Origin of the sequence: Bradyrhizobium dasycarpum (assembly GCF_042019905.1) — a bacterium.
GTDB lineage: Bacteria > Pseudomonadota > Alphaproteobacteria > Rhizobiales > Xanthobacteraceae > Bradyrhizobium > Bradyrhizobium japonicum_B.
Map to the genome: position 1 here is coordinate 21278 of NZ_CP169574.1, position 17958 is coordinate 39235.

At 56.6% G+C, this 17958-nt stretch carries 15 protein-coding genes; 12 read left to right on the top strand and 3 right to left on the bottom strand.

Annotation, left to right across the window (positions count from 1 at the left end; genetic code table 11):
- Positions 1–655 precede the first annotated feature (655 nt).
- Both ACETMP_RS00100 and ACETMP_RS00105 read right to left on the bottom strand, forming a co-directional pair.
- The gene (locus ACETMP_RS00100) at positions 656–1849 is read right to left on the bottom strand and encodes a CaiB/BaiF CoA transferase family protein (RefSeq protein ID WP_375159454.1); all 1194 of its coding nucleotides are present in this window, start codon (positions 1847–1849) and stop codon (positions 656–658) included.
- A gap of 118 nt (positions 1850–1967) precedes the next feature.
- A complete protein-coding gene (locus ACETMP_RS00105) occupies positions 1968–2180 on the bottom strand; it encodes a hypothetical protein (RefSeq protein WP_375159439.1) in 213 nt (70 codons plus the stop codon).
- A gap of 289 nt (positions 2181–2469) precedes the next feature.
- Between ACETMP_RS00105 and ACETMP_RS00110 the strand changes: the two genes are divergently transcribed.
- Positions 2470–4818 (top strand): FG-GAP-like repeat-containing protein, encoded by a 2349-nt coding sequence (locus ACETMP_RS00110; RefSeq protein ID WP_375159455.1) that lies wholly within the window; start codon positions 2470–2472, stop codon positions 4816–4818.
- Positions 4819–4885: 67 nt separating this feature from the next.
- Here the strand turns inward: ACETMP_RS00110 and ACETMP_RS00115 are convergent, their stop codons facing one another.
- Entirely contained in the window at positions 4886–6031 is a 1146-nt protein-coding gene (locus ACETMP_RS00115; RefSeq protein ID WP_375159456.1) for an acyltransferase family protein, read from the bottom strand.
- 477 nt (positions 6032–6508) lie between these two features.
- Here ACETMP_RS00115 and ACETMP_RS00120 point away from each other — a divergent pair, with 477 nt between their 5' ends.
- The 11 genes from ACETMP_RS00120 (at position 6509) to ACETMP_RS00170 (ending at position 17893) form a co-directional block, all read left to right on the top strand.
- Positions 6509–7402, top strand: a complete 894-nt coding sequence (locus ACETMP_RS00120) for a hypothetical protein (RefSeq protein WP_375159457.1) — start codon at positions 6509–6511, stop codon at positions 7400–7402.
- A 464-nt stretch (positions 7403–7866) separates the two neighbouring features.
- Positions 7867–8691, top strand: coding sequence for an oligosaccharide flippase family protein (locus ACETMP_RS00125; RefSeq protein WP_375159458.1), 825 nt, complete (start codon positions 7867–7869; stop codon positions 8689–8691).
- A gap of 1 nt (position 8692) precedes the next feature.
- Positions 8693–9310: a hypothetical protein gene (locus ACETMP_RS00130; RefSeq protein WP_375159459.1), complete on the top strand. Its 618-nt coding sequence runs from the start codon at positions 8693–8695 to the stop codon at positions 9308–9310.
- 32 nt (positions 9311–9342) lie between these two features.
- The gene (locus tag ACETMP_RS00135; protein ID WP_375159460.1) at positions 9343–10149 is read left to right on the top strand and encodes a hypothetical protein; all 807 of its coding nucleotides are present in this window, start codon (positions 9343–9345) and stop codon (positions 10147–10149) included.
- Positions 10150–10273: 124 nt separating this feature from the next.
- The gene (locus ACETMP_RS00140; protein WP_375159461.1) at positions 10274–11272 is read left to right on the top strand and encodes an N-acetylneuraminate synthase family protein; all 999 of its coding nucleotides are present in this window, start codon (positions 10274–10276) and stop codon (positions 11270–11272) included.
- Positions 11269–12426: a UDP-N-acetylglucosamine 2-epimerase gene (neuC, locus tag ACETMP_RS00145; protein ID WP_375159462.1), complete on the top strand. Its 1158-nt coding sequence runs from the start codon at positions 11269–11271 to the stop codon at positions 12424–12426. The genes ACETMP_RS00140 and neuC overlap by 4 nt, the downstream gene beginning before the upstream one ends.
- A gap of 28 nt (positions 12427–12454) precedes the next feature.
- Positions 12455–13150, top strand: a complete 696-nt coding sequence (locus tag ACETMP_RS00150; protein ID WP_375159463.1) for an acylneuraminate cytidylyltransferase family protein — start codon at positions 12455–12457, stop codon at positions 13148–13150.
- Complete coding sequence (locus tag ACETMP_RS00155) at positions 13150–14868, top strand: hypothetical protein (protein ID WP_375159464.1); 1719 nt, start codon at positions 13150–13152, stop codon at positions 14866–14868. The genes ACETMP_RS00150 and ACETMP_RS00155 overlap by 1 nt, the downstream gene beginning before the upstream one ends.
- Positions 14865–15581, top strand: a complete 717-nt coding sequence (locus ACETMP_RS00160; protein WP_375159465.1) for a class I SAM-dependent methyltransferase — start codon at positions 14865–14867, stop codon at positions 15579–15581. Before ACETMP_RS00155 ends, ACETMP_RS00160 begins: the two co-directional genes overlap by 4 nt.
- A 57-nt stretch (positions 15582–15638) precedes the next feature.
- Positions 15639–16628: a class I SAM-dependent methyltransferase gene (locus ACETMP_RS00165; RefSeq protein WP_375159466.1), complete on the top strand. Its 990-nt coding sequence runs from the start codon at positions 15639–15641 to the stop codon at positions 16626–16628.
- Positions 16625–17893, top strand: coding sequence for a glycosyltransferase (locus tag ACETMP_RS00170; RefSeq protein ID WP_375159467.1), 1269 nt, complete (start codon positions 16625–16627; stop codon positions 17891–17893). Before ACETMP_RS00165 ends, ACETMP_RS00170 begins: the two co-directional genes overlap by 4 nt.
- Positions 17894–17958: the final 65 nt, after the last annotated feature.

Genomic DNA, 17958 nt, shown 5'->3' on the forward strand with positions numbered 1-17958 from the left:
CTCTAAGATCGGCCAAGCGAGAACCACGGCGCACAGGGCAAATGATTGGCTTTGATCAATGTAATTCTTGACAGGAACTCCAGGCTGCAAACTTGCAGTCGGGGTGAGATTTGGCACAAAATTGTGGCCCAGGACAGGGCCAGTAGAACAACACAAGATCCGAGAAAAGCAGATAATATCCAAACCGTCCGCGACGATTTATGGAAGTGATACAGGAAGAAGGGCATCATAAAGAACTTTAGGGTGGGATTTACGCCCCGCAGGCGAGCGCCCAAGGGGACGTCGGTAGCCCACAAAGTGCCCAACAACGCGAGCGCAAACAGTCCCACGGCAAAACCGCTTCTGGAGCAACGTACCAAATCTACAAGTTCTGCAAGACGTATCCTCGGACACACACTGAGAACCAGAAGAGCGCTGAAGATCGAGGTTATGGTTGTGGACCATGGCAGCGACACGACTGTGATCACAGCGAGAAGATCGCTCATGGCTGTCGAACTCGATAGGGCCAAGCAGCGCCGAAAATGTTGAGCCCAGCCACGCTGCTTCCTGTCTACGGTCGATGAGCTAAGCTGGTTTTCCATAGTCCCTCGACGGTATGCCTACGCGGCGCTTTTCCGAGCGCGTATGGTGATCGCAGCTCAATGAGTTGAGCAAATCAGACAACGCCGGCTTCTCTCAAAGTTGCGATTTCGTCCGCACCGAAGCCGAATTCGTTCAAGATCTCCTCGGTCTGCTCGCCGAATTCCGGCGGCCGCGCCACCATCCTGCTCGGCGTGCGTGACAGCGTCACGGGTTGGCCGATCAGGTGGATATGGCGACCCTCCTCGTTCGGCACGTCCTGGGCGATGCCGAGATGCTTGACCTGGGCGTCCTCGAACATCTGGTCGATGGCATAGATCGGCCCGCAGGGCACGCCGGCCTCGTTGAGCTCGCGGACCCAGGTCTCGGTCGACTTCGTCACGGTGCGCTTCTCGATCTCGGCGTTGAGCGCGTCGCGGTTCTTGGAACGGGCAGGAGCCGTCGCATAGTCGGGATGGGCATAGAGCTCCGGTGCGCCGATCGCCTGCGCGCACCGCTCCCAGATCCGTCCACCGGTCGTGGCGATGTTGATGTACCCGTCCGAAGTCTTGAACACGCCGGTCGGGATGCTGGTGGGGTGATTGTTGCCGGCCTGCTTGGCGACCTCCTTCTCCATTAGCCAGCGCGCGGCCTGGAAGTCGAGCATGAATATCTGGGCCTGCAGCAGCGACGTCTGCACCCACTGGCCCTTGCCGGACACCTCGCGCTCGAGCAGCGCGGTGAGGATGCCCATGGCGCAAAACAGGCCGGCGGTCAGGTCGGCTACGGGAATGCCGACCCGCATCGGGCCTTGGCCCGGCGCCCCAGTGATCGACATCAGGCCGCCCATGCCTTGCGCGATCTGATCGAAGCCGGGCCGCTTGTGATAGGGGCCGTCCTGGCCGAAGCCGGAGATGCTGCCATAGACGATGCGCGGGTTGATCGCGGCGAGGCTGTCATAGTCGATGCCGAGCTTCTTCTTCACGTCGGGCCGGAAATTCTCGACCACGACATCGGCCTTGGCGGCGAGGCGCTTGAACACGGCGAGGCCGCGCTCGTCCTTCAGGTTCAGCGTCATGGCCCGCTTGTTGCGGTGCAGATTCTGGAAGTCGGAACCTTGCCGAGGGCCGCCCGGCTGCTCACCGCCGGCGTCCTCGGTCAGCGCGTCGATCTTGACGACATTCGCGCCCCAGTCCGCCAGTTGCCGCACGCAGGTCGGCCCGGAACGGACGCGGGTCAGATCGAGCACGGTGAAGCGCGACAGGGCTTCCGAGGCATGCGGAAAGGGCATCTTGAATGGCTCCGGGATAGATTGCGGGCCTACCATAGTGCCGAAAGATCACGCCACAAGTCCGGCCCGACGCCGATCCCGCCTGCCGAAATGCTCTGCCTGATGCGGTGCTGCGAGATCAGCGCGACAGGCGCTTCAACTCGGCACGCGCCCGTTCGGCCAGGGGATCGTCGCTGTGGCGCGCAATGAAGAGCTCAAGGGCCTCCCGCGTTCCTTTCCGGCGGGCGGCCTCGTACTCCTCTGCCACCGCAACAGCGGGGTCGCGGGCCATCGGCATGACGGGCGCGCGCACCACTTTACCGCTGTCGTCGGCCTTGGCCTTCTCGACCATGACAGGCAGTCCTCCGAGGGGGTGATGGCTCAATCCGGCGAGCGCGAGCAGGGCGCCAAACAGGCGAGCTGGAAATCGACGTCGTGTCATGAAGACCCTGCAAATCACGGGTGTTCCGGGAACCGAAGCTCTTCTTCGCGGCCCGTATGACTACGGATTGTGATGACTAACATATTCTTATCGAAGCGGCACGGGCGCCACTGCCCCATTTAAACCAAACGTTTAACTCTCAAGCTAGAATCATTAGCCTTCGCCGCGAATCACGCAATGCGTTGCCTTGGAGAGTCAATTGGCTACCGCCGTCAATGTCAGTGCCACCAGCAACGCCGAGATCGACGGCCTGTTGTCCGGTTACAAATGGACCGGCACGATCACCTATAGCTTTCCTGACGCGTCGAGCGACTATTCCAACCCTTATTACGGCGGAGACAGCGAGCCGACCACGTCGGGCTTTGCCTCGGCGCCGGCCCAGATCCAGGCGGCGATCAACTACGCGATCGGGCTGATCCTCAGTTACACCAACGCCAACATCCAGTACGCGGGCACGAACGGCGCCGACATCATGGTCGCGCAATCGCCGGCGGCCAATCCGACTGCTTACGCCTACTATCCCTTCAATTATGCGCCCGGCGGCGACATCTGGTTCGGTACCCAGTACAATTTCTCGCTGGCCAAGCTGGGTAATTACTACTTCACGACCGCGCTGCACGAGCTCGGCCATGCCATCGGCCTCAAGCACAGCCAGGAGGCCGGCGGCCCCGCCAACGTCGCGGTGCCGAGCGCGCATGACAGCAGCGAATACACCGTCATGAGCTATCGCAGCTATGTCGGCGCTTCGACCACGGGCGGCTACACCAACGAGGCGTACGGATATTCGCAGACCTACATGGCGAACGATATCCTCGCGCTCCAGACGATGTACGGCGCGGACTTCACGACTCAGAGCAGCAACACCGTCTACACCTGGAATCCGACCACCGGGCAGGAGTTCATCAACGGCGTCGGACAGCTCGCGCCGGGCGGCGGCGTCGGCGGCTCGGCCAACCGCATCTACGAGACGGTCTGGGACGGCGGCGGCGTCGATACCTACGACCTGTCGAACTACACGACGAACCTGAGCATCAACCTCAATCCCGGCGCCTCGTCGGTGTTCTCGTCGGTGCAACTGGCGTATCTCGGCGACGGCCACTATGCGGCGGGCAACGTCTACAACGCCTATCTCTACAATAGCGACGCACGCTCCTACATCGACAATGCCATCGGCGGATCCGGCAACGACACCATCATCGGCAATGCCATCGCCAATACGCTGAACGGCGGCGGCGGCAACGACGTCATCACGGGCAGGGCGGGAAACGACAACATCATCGGCGGTTCGGGCACCGATACCGCAGTGTATTCGGGGAACCGAGCCAGCTACGCCATTTCCTTTAATTCCACGACACAGGCATTCACCGTTGTCGACCTGCGTTCCGACTCACCGGATGGGACTGACACCGTTACTGGTGTGGAGAACTTCCAATTCGGAGATGGTACCCTGGCTACCTCGACGTTTATGAACAATCTGCAGCCTGCAGGAGCTGGTTGGGTTGTCACTATCGCGCAAGACTTCAATAACGACGGCAACGACGACATTCTATGGCTTCAACCTGCGACGGGGGCTGGTGAAATTGTCTATCTTTCCAACGGCATCGTAGTTGGCTCTGCTTCGTTTGCCACGCCGGGTAAAGGATGGGTTGTGATCGGTCATGGTGACTACAACCATGACGGAAACACCGATCTATTGTGGCAGAACACAACTACTTTGCAGGCAACTGAATATTTTCTCGTCAACGGCCATACGGTTTCAACGCAGGATGTGGGGGTCATGTCGGCTGATTGGCACGTCATTTCATCTGCTGATTTGAATGGTGATGGGACCGACGACCTGCTTTGGCAGAATCAGACCACAGGCGTTGGGCTCGAGTGGTTTATGAATAACGGACTCGCGCCAAGTTACGCCTATGTTGGCACAATGGGAACGAACTGGAAGGTTGCCTCGACCAATGACCTGAACCACGACGGGACAGCGGATATTCTCTGGCAGAATATGACTACGAACGAGGGGGTTGAGTGGTTTTTCACTAACGGTTTGGCTACTTCGTGGGCTCGTGTTGGGACCATGGGGCCGGGATGGGATGTTGCAGCAACAGCCGATTTTAATCACGATGGCCGAGTTGACCTCCTTTGGCAAAATGAGACAAGTGGTCGGTTAGTCGAGTGGTTTTTGAACGACGATGGACTTGCTTTTGACTGGAAGGATCTTGGAACCGCCGATCACAACTGGAAGGTAGCCGGCCTGTCGGACTTACATGCGGTCAACGGGCCCATGATCTTGATGCAGAATGCGGCCACGGGAGTCACCACCGGAATCTCAAGTACAGCGGCCGGCTCAGCAAATTCACTGGCCTCCCCATCTGCCTCACCGAGCACGGTTCAATCGCCAAGCGCGAGCGCCCAATCCTCACCTACTGATGCCACCGCGGGCGAGAATATTGTACAGCAGAGCCTCACACACGGCTTCCGCGAGAGTGATTTTCAGCTGCAGGAAAATGACCTCAAGCACTCTGCTGACCTGCATGATTTCATGCTCCTGTAAATCGCATGCTTGCGTAGAGTTCCCGAGCGACTGCGGGGCCCTTCGAGTTGCGCCCCTCTGCTCTCCTTCAGCCCAGGAATTTCGCTAGGTCATCTTTCCGAACCAATTTCGAATGTGGCACGAGAGGGACGCCGCGGATCTTGTTTCGAATTGCTATCATTGGCGCTTCTACCAGACGATGCAATACAATTGAGGCAAGAAGGGCGGCGGAAACTGTGGCAACCTGTACAAGCGGGTTCGGCGTCCGAAATAGCGACAGCGCCGCCACCAAAATGGCGTAGTGATTCAGGTAAAGCGGATAAGTCAAATCGCCCAATGCTTGATCTAGGCCTTTCGCTCTATTGGAAAGGCGAACTTTGCTAAGATAAATGATTATCACCGGAATCAACATCATGGCGGTGGTGGGAAGAGCCACCACTGGCCGAGTGGCGCCGCTCCACCAGTCATCGTGAATCGACAGTTGCCCTTGCGTATAGCGAAGGAAGTGAATCGCGATAAGAGCATATGAGACGAAAGCCACGGCAACTGCGGTTCGTGATTTGGCGACACAATAGAGCGCAGACCCAAGCACAAAGTATGGAATGAACGCGAAGCTCGTGTGCAGCAAGCGGACGTATTCGCTGAAAGCGTGCACAGACAGCGATCCAGTGGTGATCACGATCAGATAGGCCTTTCTTGTGACAATCTTTTCCGCGAGAGGCAGAGCCAAAAGAAAGACGAACGCCGACAGATAAAAAACAAACTCAACGAAAATTGCCCAAGCGAAGCGGACAAAATAATACCACTCTTCCCGAGGGAACAGCTTGTTCACATTGAAAATGGGAAAAATGCCTGTGATTTGGATTGCTAAATTGCGCGGGTCAAACATGATGGTTGGAGGACTGGTATAGTCCGGCAGCGAGAGGATGCCAGATTTATACAACGCCCCGTGCAACGCTATGGACGTGGCAACAGCGATCCAGTACGGCGGGACTAAGCGTAAGAGTCGATTGATCAGGAACGCTGCTGCTCGCCGCTGGTAGAACGCGTCGATTGCTTCAGAAATAATGAAGCCGGAGAGCACAAAGAAACCCATCACCGCGAAATTGCCTATCCCCATGTCCTGAATAAGGCTGCGATGTTCAAAGCTTAGAAACCAAGTGTGACTGAGGACTACGGTGAAGGCTAGTACAAACCGAAATGCGCCGAATGCCCGATATTCCGCAACCGCCATCGGAAGGTTCCCCATTAGCTCTGGTACCCCCTACCACGCCGCAGTGTGTTGCAGCAAACGGGGCTCCAATGTCGCGGGCAAACTGTCTCCTTAGTCTGCACTACGGCTGTCCGAGTTGTGGACCAGGACCTCTGAGCAAATCGGGGAGCAAGTAAGCAGCCAGATTTGCCCAAGTTTTCAGGTGGTCCGAGCCTAAAGTTGCACTATCCGTCCAGATGTGAGACCCACCAAGCACAGAATCGTTTTGGACCTCGCCGGTGCGTGGGGCATGAATGAGCTCCTTTTCCCAGACCGAGCGGCAGCCTAATATGATGGCACGAAGTCTGTGGCGCTGGGGCAGCTGTCAGAAAGGCACTTGTCACGAGCTGGCTCGCAAGGCAAAGAACCTCAAACGTTACGTTCGGAAAAGATTGATGATCTTCTTGTTTCGCTGGTTTCCTGGAAGTGCGCGCGCCCTCACAACCCGAAGTTAGCAGCATGAAGGCAGAATTGCCAAATCCGGCGCGGGAGCCGCTCCCGGTTGTCACTGTTCCAAAGAGTGAATGGCCGCGCCATCCAGGATGGACGCGTCGAATGATTGCGCGTGCTGCATCCTTGCCGATTTCCGCTGTTGATGGGCTCGACCTGCTCGGAAACACGATCCAACGCGTCGCCAATACACTACGATTCGAACGGTTCTGGAATGAGAAGATCACAGCCGATCCGCGTGCTGTCATCGTGCCGACCTTCAACAAAAAGCTCGGTAAGCACCCGATCTGGAATGTTGCGATCAACTGGCTCACCACAAACACATGCTCAGGGCAAATCATTGAGTTCGGGACGAACAACGGAGGCTGGCTGAAGTACTTCGTAGATCGCCTCCCACAAACCATAGTCTTCACCGGCTTCGATTGTTTCGAGGGCCTGCCGGAAGCGTGGGACGGACTCCCGGCGGGCTCTATCAAGGGTTTTGGTGCGCCGACTGAACTATGGGCCGATGATCCTGTGGCACGTGCCAAGGTGATGGCGGACGCTGAGCGCGGTATCCATTTCCCGGAGCCGCCGCAATCGAACGTTTCGATTATGACGGGCTTATTTAGCGAGACCGTGCCGCTGTTCTTGAAAGACGGATGGCCGAAGGATATCCGGCTGATCCACTTTGATGCCGATCTCTACATCTCAACGCGACCTGTGCTCGATACGTTGTGCGGGCCGCTGGACTACCGCTATCTTATTCTATTTGACGAATTCTATTCGGCGAACCACGAATTCCGAGCGTGGCAAGAGTTCACTGCACTCTACAAACTGGAAGATTGGCGCGTGGTGGCCGCGAGCGAGGACGGTTCGCAGGTTTTGATTGAGGTGAATACGCGCCGTGCGTTGGCCGCATAAGACTGGCGCCTTCATGCAAGCCCTCGATGAAAAGCGGAATTCCACTCTCGCTCTCGATTCCGCGGCAATAATCGTTCGAAAGGTGGTTCGATGGGACCGGTGAATTGGCAAGATCGACTCCGAACGGCGCTCCTGCCCTACTACAATGATGCGCCGAACAGCATAAAACCTCTGGCAAGAAAAACGTTCGGTGTTCTGCAGGGGGCTTTGTTCTCCAGGCGAGCTCGATGGATTCAAGGTGTCTATTCTGCTCACGCCGCGAATGAGTGGCAGTGTCTGTTTCTTTGTATCGCAAGGTTCGCGAATGTACGCGAATTTTGCGAAGCCCATCCGCAATTCCACTTCGAGTCGTTTGTCGGGACAGGCATGCAGTTCTCTTTCGTTTGCACCAGTATGTCTCAAACTAACTCAGATTCGGCGTCGTGAGTTTTCTGGCAGCTTTCCGCGGCCGTCTGGCGGGCCGGATGCTGCTGTTCCTCGGCGCAACCGGCCTGCAGATGCTGTTAGCCATTGCGCTCTTGCCCCTCACCACCCTCCGCTTGACTGCGGCCGACTTCGGTTACCTTGCGCTGCTGATGTCGATCGTTGCCTTCGCCAACGCCCTGAGCGACTGCGGCGGCACGCTGGCGCTTCCTGTGCATTTTGCTGCGGAATCGGAAGGCGAGCGCAGGCGCATGATTGCAAGCTTCTTTGTAGTTACTTTTACCGTAAGCGTAGCCCTGGCCGTTCTCTTCGCGTTGTCTTGGGTAACAGTTGCCGGCCGCGTGCTTGACGCTGATGGGCAACCTTTCTCATGGACGATCGATATCCTGGCCGCAGCAATCATTCCCCTGCGCTCGGTGTCCATGCTCTCGACGACAATTTTCTCTGTGAGTGGCCGCGGCAATGCGATTGCCGCTCAGATCGCAGTGCAGGCGATAGGTACCTTTCTCGGAACGTTGATTTGTCTTTTTCGGTCTGGAAATCGGTACGGCGTCCCTATTCGCCGGAACTCTCGTTGGCCAGCTTGCATCAGTGGTGGTTTCGCTGGCAGCATTGGGACCGATGCCTTGGGCACGGCCGAGCATGCGATGGCTTTCGGTCGTACGTCATCACGCGCCGTATGCGGCATTTGCCGGTGTTACCGATGGTGCCCGCGCAATCGGGGAAAACGCCGTAATTGCCGCGAACCTAACTATCGCTTCAGTCGGATACTACAATCACGCTCGGCTTTACTATGGCATGCTTCTCAGTGCGACGAGCGCAGTCGCTCACAACATATGGTCGACGTCTTTGTCGGAGGCCCGTGACTTGGCGTCGGGCTTCCGAACAACCAACCTCGCATGGACACCCGTTCATATTGTAATCACCGTAGTGGGCATAGGCCTTGTGTGCTTCGGCCGAGAACTGCTGTCCATTTTAACGAACGATCGTCTAACGCCTGCAGCGTCGATAGTGCCCTGGTTCGCCGTGTTGATGCTGATATCGCTGTCAGGACGACCACAAAATGCGATGATCTACGCCCATGGTGCGGGAGCGGACGCCAGTCGCTTTCGAGCCGCAATCGCGCTCATTGTTCTAGCCTCGTTTCCGCTTGTCGTCGGACAGGTCGGAGGCGTCGGTCTCTCGTTAGGGTTGAGCGGGACCGTCGCGCTCTTGATTCTTGAGGCGCTGATTTTCAGGTCTTACATCCGCTGGAAGGCTAGACAATTTGGAAAACTTCATGGCTTCCAAGACAGTTGGGCCTTTGGGGGGGCGCTTCTGATCGTGGTGACGTCGCTAATCAACATGTTATACGTCCCTTCCTTTACAACACGTTCGGCGGTCTTTCTGGTGTTAGCTGTGGCCGTTGTGATTTTCGAACGCCAGCGTATTGGTGAGTTGCTTTCAATCCTGGGGCTGATGCGTGGCTTCACTCGGACGAGCTAGTGGCATTTGGGGAAGAGGTCGAGGAGTAGAGAATGGCAACTAATCGCGCATTAAGGCTTCAAAATGCAGCCGAGGTCGCCGCCGACGTCGTGCTCAATGGACATGTCGAGCGATGGGTCGAGGGAGCCATATTCCCATGTGAAATGGCTTTCTTCATCGCGACTTGTATCGCGAATGACATTGAGTGCGTTATTGAATCCGGAAGACAGGATGGATACTCGACCGAAATCCTTGGTGATTGGGCTAGTCGCGGTGGTCAGAAGATTGTTTCAATCGATCTTGAGTTGGAGCCTAAGCGAGCCGCCTTATGTAGAGAGAGACTTGCGAAGTGGCCGATCGAACTCGTCAAAGGAAGCGCATACGAGGAATTCGGACGGCACGCTTCTGCACAAGCCGGCCGCAAGCTTGCATTGCTCGCCGATGGTCCGAAAGGATGGCCAGCTATCTCGATGCTGGCGGCGGCCACTTCCGAGTCCGTCCACGTCGTCGCGCTTCACAACTTGATCGTCGGATGCCAAGAGCGCCGGTACCTTCAAGAGTTGGGTGGTGGCAGCCACATCTTCTATGAAACAGCGATCCTCGCGCCTGGACCGCGCTGGAAAGAGCTGCGGGAACGGGAACTTTCTATAGCCACGAAGGCGCGGGCCGCGCGTTCGCTTGAGGCATCGTCACTCGGAGTTCTGGTCTTCGATGAGGCGTGCCGCTCGAAGTTCCGTGGGGCGTGGCGACCGGAATTTGGCCTTCATCAACCCGCTGTCGTCAGAACGCTATGGGCTAGCGGGATGTACGCAGCAGCCACCAAGCTCTATGGGCTTTCTTACCGGATATTGGCGCGCTAGCTGCCCGGCGCCAAGGCAAGAACAGGCCTGTCAGGGGTGGGTGGCCGGATGTATTCCTGCAGAGCTTGATTGGAGCCGGACAGTCCGATATGTCAATAAATCCCCTGAATTCGGAGCTTAAGTGGTGAGTCGCGCAAGTCCATATATTATTGCCGAGATTGGATCCGTTCACGACGGATCATTCGGCAATGCGTGTCGTCTGATCGAGGCAGCGGCAGCATGCGGATGTGACGCGGTAAAATTCCAGACACATATCGCTGAAGCGGAGACGCTCGCGAATGCGCCGTCACCATCCTACTTCTCCGCCGAGCCGCGGTCAGTCTATTTTAACCGCACCGGCTTCTCGAAGGACCAATGGCGCAATCTCGCGGCCGTCGCGACGGCCGCGAAGGTCGATTTTCTTTCGTCACCGTTTTCGCAAGAGGCGGTCGATCTGCTGGAAGATGTCGGAGTTACCGCCTACAAGGTGCCGTCCGGGGAAGTCAGCAACACTCCGTTGCTTGAGTACCTTTCTTTGACGAAGAAGCCGATTATCATGTCGTCCGGAATGAGCAGTTGGAGCGAGCTCGACGCGGCCGTCGCGTCACTTAGAGAGGGCGGACCATTGACTCTTCTGCAGTGCACATCCGCATATCCTTGCCCACCGGAACGGGTGGGCCTTAATGTGATGTTGCTGATGCGCGAGCGTTATAGCTTGCCTGTTGGTTATTCAGATCACACGATGGGTTTGGCTGCTCCAATCGCCGCTGTCGCGCTTGGAGCGAGTGTCATTGAAAAGCATTTTGCCTTTTCCCGGCTGATGTACGGCAGTGACGCCAAGCATAGTATGGAGCCCGAAGAATTCAAGCAGTTGTGCAAGGAATTGAAGGAGGTGGGGCGCGTGGTCGCGAGCCCCGTCGACAAAGATGATCTATCGTCGTTGTCCGACATGAAGCTGATCTTCGAGAAGAGCATCGTTGCTGCTATTGAGTTGGCGGCAGGGACGGAGATCGCAAGGCACCATCTCGCCTTCAAAAAGCCGGGCGATGGAATTCCAGCTGCGCGCTATCAGGATTTAATCGGTCGAAGGGTGATCAGATCATTGCCTCGCGATCACAAGTTCGCCCAAGAGGATCTCGCGTGACTAGAAAGAAAATCTGCGTGGTCGTCGGGTCCCGCGCCAACTACAGCTCGATCAAGTCAGCGATGCGCGCTATCCAACAGCATCCTGCGCTTGAGCTGCAGTTGATTGTGGCTGCATCGGCGGTACTTGACCGCTATGGCTCGGTTGTCAAGCTGATCGAAAAAGACGGATTCAAGCCTCATGCGCGGGTAACGATGTTGATCGAAGGCGAAAGCCCTTCGACAATGGCAAAGTCGACCGGACTTGGATTGCTCGAGCTTCCGACACTCTTCGAACAACTGGCACCGGATGTCGTGCTCACTGTGGGCGACCGTTTCGAGACAATGGCGACAACACTGGCCGCAGCGTACATGAATATCCCGGTGGCTCACACGATGGGGGGTGAGGTCAGCGGCACCATCGACGAGAGCATCCGGCACGCCGTCACGAAGTTCGCACACATTCATTTTCCGGCCAGCCCCGGTGCGCGTGATCGCATCATTAGGCTTGGTGAGTTGCCTCAGCACGTTCATATGGTTGGTTGTCCGCGTATCGATTTGGTAGCGGAGATTCTCGACGAGTCTACGGGTAAGATTAGCGACCAACTGTTCGATATGGGGGTCGGAGAGCGTTTTTCGGTTGAGGAGCCGTTCATTCTGGTATCGCAGCATCCTGTCACCACTGAATACGGCAGTGGAGAAGCTCAGATCACCGCGACGCTTGAAGCGGTGCGTGAGCTGGGATTGGCGGCTATTGTGCTGTGGCCGAATGCGGATGCGGGCGCGGATGACATCTCTCGTGGCATTCGCAAATGGCGCGAACGAAGACTCGACGACAGGATGCACTTCTTCAAGAATCTTCCAATCGAAGTCTACGTCAACTTGATGCGGTCGACTGCGTGCCTCGTTGGCAATTCCAGCAGTGGCCTACGAGAAGGTGCTTATATCGGTACACCGGTCGTAAATGTCGGCACGCGACAAAATATGCGGGATCGAGGCGATAACGTCATCGAAGTGTCCTATGAGAGAAGGGACATCGCGCGTGCGATCGCACATCAAGTGGAACATGGCCGCTATCCTATGAATCCGCTCTATGGTAACGGCACGGCAGGGAAGCAAATTGCAGATGTGTTGGCGAGTGAGACGGTAAGTGTCCAAAAGTGCATAACCTACTGATGCATGATCGGCGCACGGTAAACTGACGATGACATTGGTGGCCCTCATTCCGGCTCGCGGCGGCTCGAAGAGCATTCTGCGTAAGAATCTTGCTCTTTGTGGTGGTCGGATGCTGCTCGATTGGGCCGCCGAATCCGCTCTGAAGTCTGGCGTCGTCGATCGATCGATTCTTTCTACAGACGACGATGAGATTGCACAGGCTGGCCTCGCACTCGGGCTCGACGTCCCATTCCGCCGACCTGGGGAGTTGTCAGACGACGCAGCCCCTATGCTCGGCGTGATGCGGCATTGTCTCGCGGAACTGCGCAATGCCGGGACTGCCGTCGATGCGCTGATCCTATTGCAGCCGACCTCACCGTTCCGTCGACCACATCACGTCCGCGAAGCAGTCGGAAAGTTCCGTGCGTCCGACGCGGCGACGCTGGTAAGCATCGTGCGCGTACCACATCGCTTCGTCCCCGAGGCTCAGATGCGAGAAGAGAACGGTGGGCTCGTTCCCTATTTTGGAGGCGGCGTCGGCAAAACTCGCCGTCAGGACAAGGACGTTCTTTTTGGCCGCAACGGGCCAGCGATTCTTGTCGTACGAAGCGAGGTGCTGGACTCGGGCGTGCTTTACGGTAGTCCAACCATTGGCTTCGAAATGGACGAGGTTGCATCTATCGATATCGATACGCCTGAGGACCTCCGCCTGGCTGATCATCTCCTTCGGACAGGATATGCTTGATGCGCTTTCTGAGTGAGCGTCTACGGCAGACGAAGCTGGCGGGTCCGATCGCCGATCTGATAGTGTTGACCAGGACGCCGAAGATCTATCGGCGCTTGCGGGAGGATGAGCGCCGTACTCACGAAGCAGCTGCCTTCGCAAGGCAGTTGCCTCCAGCGACGTCGGATGCGCCATTGGTCTTCGTGCTCAGCATGAGCAACAATACATATGCTGCCAAGCTTGAATGTATGCAGATCCTGGCGTTACGTCGAAAGGGATGGCGGGCCAGGATCCTAACCTCCAATATCTACACTCACGCGAGACGTATTTTCCGAGCATATGGAATCGATGACTTCATCGCGTTCGAGCGTTTGACGGCTAGTCAAAGCGCTAGGAATTTTGTCGACTCAGAAGTCGCGCGTCGTGCCACAGAGCCTATGGAGTTTCAGTCCGTCCTCGAATGGAGTTACCGTGACTCCTGGATCGGTCCGCAATTGCTGTCCTCAGTATCGCGGCGACATTTCGAGGGCGCGCCAGATCCGCGGAAGCCGGAAATCCGACAGGCAATCCTTGAGCAGCTCGCGCAATCGGTTAGCTTTGTTCACGCCGCGGAGCAATATCTCGCGATCGCGAAGCCTGCGCTTATCCTTGTCAACGAGCCCAATTACCACGTACTTGGCCCCTTCGTTGACGTGGCGATTGCGCGAGGTATCCCGACGATTCATTTCACTCAACCATCGCGGGAAGACGGGCTTGTGCAGAAAAAGCTCACCCGCGAGACGCGGCGAATCCATCCCAATTCGATCACTGCTGAAAGGCTCGACTTCCTCATGAGTTCCCCATGGGGGGAGTGTGAGGAGAGGCAGCTCGATCAGGAATTTGAAAAGCGCTATGGCGGTGTCTGGAAGGTGCAGACGCGTAATCAGCCCGGCACTGTCGACATGTCAGCGGAAGAAATTCGTAACACTCTTGCCCTCGATCCTGCCAAGCCCATCGCGGTGGTATTTTCCCATGTGCTTTGGGACGCCAATCTATTCTACGGGAAAGACATATTTGAGAACTACGGGGAATGGTTCGTCGAGACCGTCAAAGCGGCGGCGGCCAATCCCAAGCTGAACTGGTTAGTAAAATTGCATCCCGCCAACATTTGGAAACGGAAGATCTCGGGGGCAACCGATGAGTTTGGCGAGTTGCGGTTGATCCGCGATCACATCGGTGAGCTACCTCAGCATGTCAAGATATTGTTGCCGGACACACGAATCAGTACTCTGTCACTGTTCCGGATCGCGGATGCTGGCATCACAGTGCGAGGGAGCATTGGCTACGAATTGCCGTGCTTCGGCGTGCCGGTCGTAACTGCGGGCACAGGCCGCTATTCTGGTTTCGGGTTTACCTGCGATTGCGAGACGCGCGAAAGCTATTTGAAGGTCTTGGCGCGTTTACAGGACCAGGCGCGCCTCGGAGCAGAGCAGGTTCATCGGGCGCGGGTGCACGCGCACGCGCTCTTTGTGCGGCGTCCCTGGATTTACAAAAGCTTTAGAACCGAGATCGGCGCCGACGTTTCAGATCCGCTCTTTCAGAACTTGGTGCCGACCGTTCGGACGCACAGCGAGATCACCAAAAATGGTGACCTTGACGATTTTGCAGCTTGGGCGACTGATGCCACCGCTATAGACTACTTGGCTCCGCCGCGGGCACGGTCAGCGGATCTCCGATTCAAGGAACTTGGTTCAACATGACAGCGCTCCCGCAACCGACAACTTTAAAGTGGGATGACGAAACGCTATCGCGCTTTTGGGCTTATTATTCCCAATTTCCAGAACTTTATTTTAGCCACCAAAAAGGTCGCGATGTCGTTGAATTCGTACGCCATCTGATTCCCGAAGGGGCAGGCGTCCTCGATTACGGATGTGGGCCCGGTCACCTCTTGCCCCATCTTCTTGATGCTGGATTTGTCGTGAAGGGCGCAGATATCGCCCTGGAAACGATCGGTTCAGCTGTCAACGTTCACGACCGCAAGAACTTTATGGGCTTCGACACAGTCAGCGGGCTTCTGCAGAAAGACGAGAAGTTCGATGTTGTGTTTCTTCTCGAAGTCGTGGAGCATCTTGACGATCATTGGCTTGAAGTAACTTTGACCCAGGCGCGACGTCTTCTGAACCAAGGTGGCCTCCTTGTCGTGACAACCCCCAACGAGGAGCGGCTCGAGGACAACATAGTCTATTGCCCAGTTGCAAATGTGACGTTTCATCGCTGGCAGCACATGCGCAGTTGGACTGCGGTAACGCTTCGCGACGCTCTCGCCTCGCGCGGTTTTCACGACGTGAATGTCCAAACGCGAAATTTCATTGCTGCGGGTCCGCGACACGTATCACTGGCAAGATACTTCTTGTCCAAACTCCTCAGTCGGCTACAGAAACCTCAGTCGATTGTTGCAACGGCGCGTGGGTGAAGGTCCGTTGCTGTCTTAAAGTGCTTCTGCGTTTGCAAGAACCGTTAGGGATCTGCTTTGGTTCAGCTCTCTGACCTACAGTCTCTGTTTGGCCATCGCTTCGAAATCGAGGTCAATATGGCGGTGGACGGCGATGTCGTGAGTGGTAGGCTCGTCGATCGAATGGGAAATACTAGCGCGTTGATCATTGATGGCATTCCGAGATCTGTTTCTGGGGCTAGCTACGCCGACACGTTCAGTCTCCAATGGAATACGTTCCGCTCCACACAGCTGGACAGCAAATCCGGCCGCAAGCTCTCATTCCAGCGGTTCTGGGAGGGCACGAAGTGGAAGCCGAAGGATATTTACGGTAGGCGAATTCTTGAAGCGGGTTCCGGCGCGGGACGCTTCACTGAAGTAATGCTCGATGCCGGCGCCAAGGTGGCGACATTTGATCTAAGCGAAGCCATCGTAGCAAATTGTCAAAACAACAGGGGAGGCGGCGAGGTTACTTTCTTCCAAGCGGACATCTATGATATCCCCTGTGCCGATAATCTATTTGATTTCGTGTTCTGCTATGGAGTTCTGCAGCACACGCCCGATCCTGATAAGGCTTTCCGGTCGCTTATAACCAAGCTGAGGCCTGGCGGGCGCATCAGCATTGATTACTATTTGAAACACAACCGACTGGACCCCTTCAACCAGCCCAAGTACTTCTGGCGGCGCTGGACGGTTGATATGCAACCGCATAAGCTGCTTTCGTTTATCCGTGCTTATATGCCGGTTTGGCTGCCGTTTGATACGTGCATCCGCCGCATCCCATTTTTCGGGCCAAAGATTCTAGGATTTCTGCGCATTCCCTGCTGGAACTACCTACGGAGCGGCTTGACCCCTCAGCAACGTTTGGAATGGGCGATACTTGATACGTTTGACGCGCTGTCGGCGCGTTATGACGTCCCCCGCACGCTTGACGAAGTGCGTCGCATGGTTCAGCAAATCCCTGAACTCGACGATATCGACGTTTTCTATGGAAGCAACGGGGTTGTCGCGAACGCGAGGCGGCGGTGAGCCGCGCCGTCCCGTCCGTCCTTCATCTCGCTCAGTCCGATACCGAGGGCGGCGCAAACAAAGCGGCTTTCCGGATTCACCAGACGTTGCAGGAACTCGGGCTTCGTTCGACGTATCATGTCGGGCGCAAGCACGGGCACGACCCTTCTGTTGTGCCCGCACATTTTCCAGGTCTGGGGCTTTTTGCGAGCGACGTTGCTGCCTTTTTGAACGCCTCGGCGCTGCGATTGTATCCACATCGGATGGCAACGCCGTTTTCCCCTATGCAATTGAGCTACGGTCGTATCAGCCGCCAGCTGTTAGCCGAGTCTGACGTCGTATGTCTGCATTGGATCGCGGGTGCATTTCTGGGTGCTGGTCAACTGACCATCATCGACAAACCAATTGTATGGCGGCTTTCTGACATTTGGCCATTCAGTGGAGGATGCCATTATCCGGGGAATTGTATCGGGTTCGAGCAGAGCTGCGGGACGTGCCCGCAGCTTGGGAGCACGTCGGTCAACGACCTGTCGCGGCTTGGCATCAAGCAACGCGAGCGGGGATATCGAGATCTCAATCTGACGATCGCCGCGCCGAGCCGCTGGATTGCCGACCTTGCAGGTAAGTCCCGTCTCTTTGCTGGGCGTCGTATTGAGCACATTCCCACAGGCATCGATCTACGTCTCTTTCGTCCTCATGAGCAGGGAATTGCACGCCAGCAGCTTGGGCTACCGACAGAGGGGCGCCTGCTGATGTTTGGCGCGCTCGGCGCAACTGAGGATCCTCGAAAGGGCTTCAGGTTCCTGAAGCGGGCAATTGAGCATCTCGCCGCTGAGGCCCCTCGGGACGTTGCGTGCGTAATCTTTGGCGGTGATAGTATCGGGCCCGGCGCGCCGCTCGCCGGCTTGCGCGTCTATCAGCTGGGTAGAATCAACAGCGAAGAGAAGCTAGCGCTGGCCTATTCGGCAGCGGACGTGTTTATTGCGCCTTTTCTTGAAGACAATCTACCCAACGTTGTGCTAGAAGCCATCGCCTGTGGAACGCCGGTTGCTGCCTTCGCCGTGGGGGGTATTCCGGAAGCTGTTGAGCATGGGCGCACTGGCTACCTTGCCCCCGTTGAAGACGTGATGGAACTCGCGCGAGGTATTTCTTGGCTCTTGGATCGCGCCTGTCAAACGGGTATGAGATCGATGGTTCGGGCGGTGGCGGAAGCAAGGTTTGATATTCGAATTTGTGGTACGCGATATCGCGCTTTGTTCGAAGAACTAGCTTCCCATAGAAGCTGAGCGAGATCAGACTTGCTTGCCTGCAGCCGTCAGCGGCGGCAGGTGGCTGGACTCTTTTGTTTTTG

Excerpts from the sequence above, each read along its gene's own strand:
- ACETMP_RS00100 (WP_375159454.1), bottom strand. The coding sequence starts at position 1,849 with ATGCCCTTTCCGCATGCCTCGGAAGCCCTGTCGCGCTTCACCGTGCTC.
- ACETMP_RS00105 (WP_375159439.1), bottom strand. The coding sequence starts at position 2,180 with ATGGTCGAGAAGGCCAAGGCCGACGACAGCGGTAAAGTGGTGCGCGCG.
- ACETMP_RS00115 (WP_375159456.1), bottom strand. The coding sequence starts at position 6,031 with ATGGCGGTTGCGGAATATCGGGCATTCGGCGCATTTCGGTTTGTACTA.
- ACETMP_RS00120 (WP_375159457.1), top strand. The coding sequence starts at position 6,509 with ATGAAGGCAGAATTGCCAAATCCGGCGCGGGAGCCGCTCCCGGTTGTC.
- ACETMP_RS00125 (WP_375159458.1), top strand. The coding sequence starts at position 7,867 with ATGCTGCTGTTCCTCGGCGCAACCGGCCTGCAGATGCTGTTAGCCATT.
- ACETMP_RS00135 (WP_375159460.1), top strand. The coding sequence starts at position 9,343 with ATGGCAACTAATCGCGCATTAAGGCTTCAAAATGCAGCCGAGGTCGCC.
- ACETMP_RS00150 (WP_375159463.1), top strand. The coding sequence starts at position 12,455 with ATGACATTGGTGGCCCTCATTCCGGCTCGCGGCGGCTCGAAGAGCATT.
- ACETMP_RS00155 (WP_375159464.1), top strand. The coding sequence starts at position 13,150 with ATGCGCTTTCTGAGTGAGCGTCTACGGCAGACGAAGCTGGCGGGTCCG.
- ACETMP_RS00160 (WP_375159465.1), top strand. The coding sequence starts at position 14,865 with ATGACAGCGCTCCCGCAACCGACAACTTTAAAGTGGGATGACGAAACG.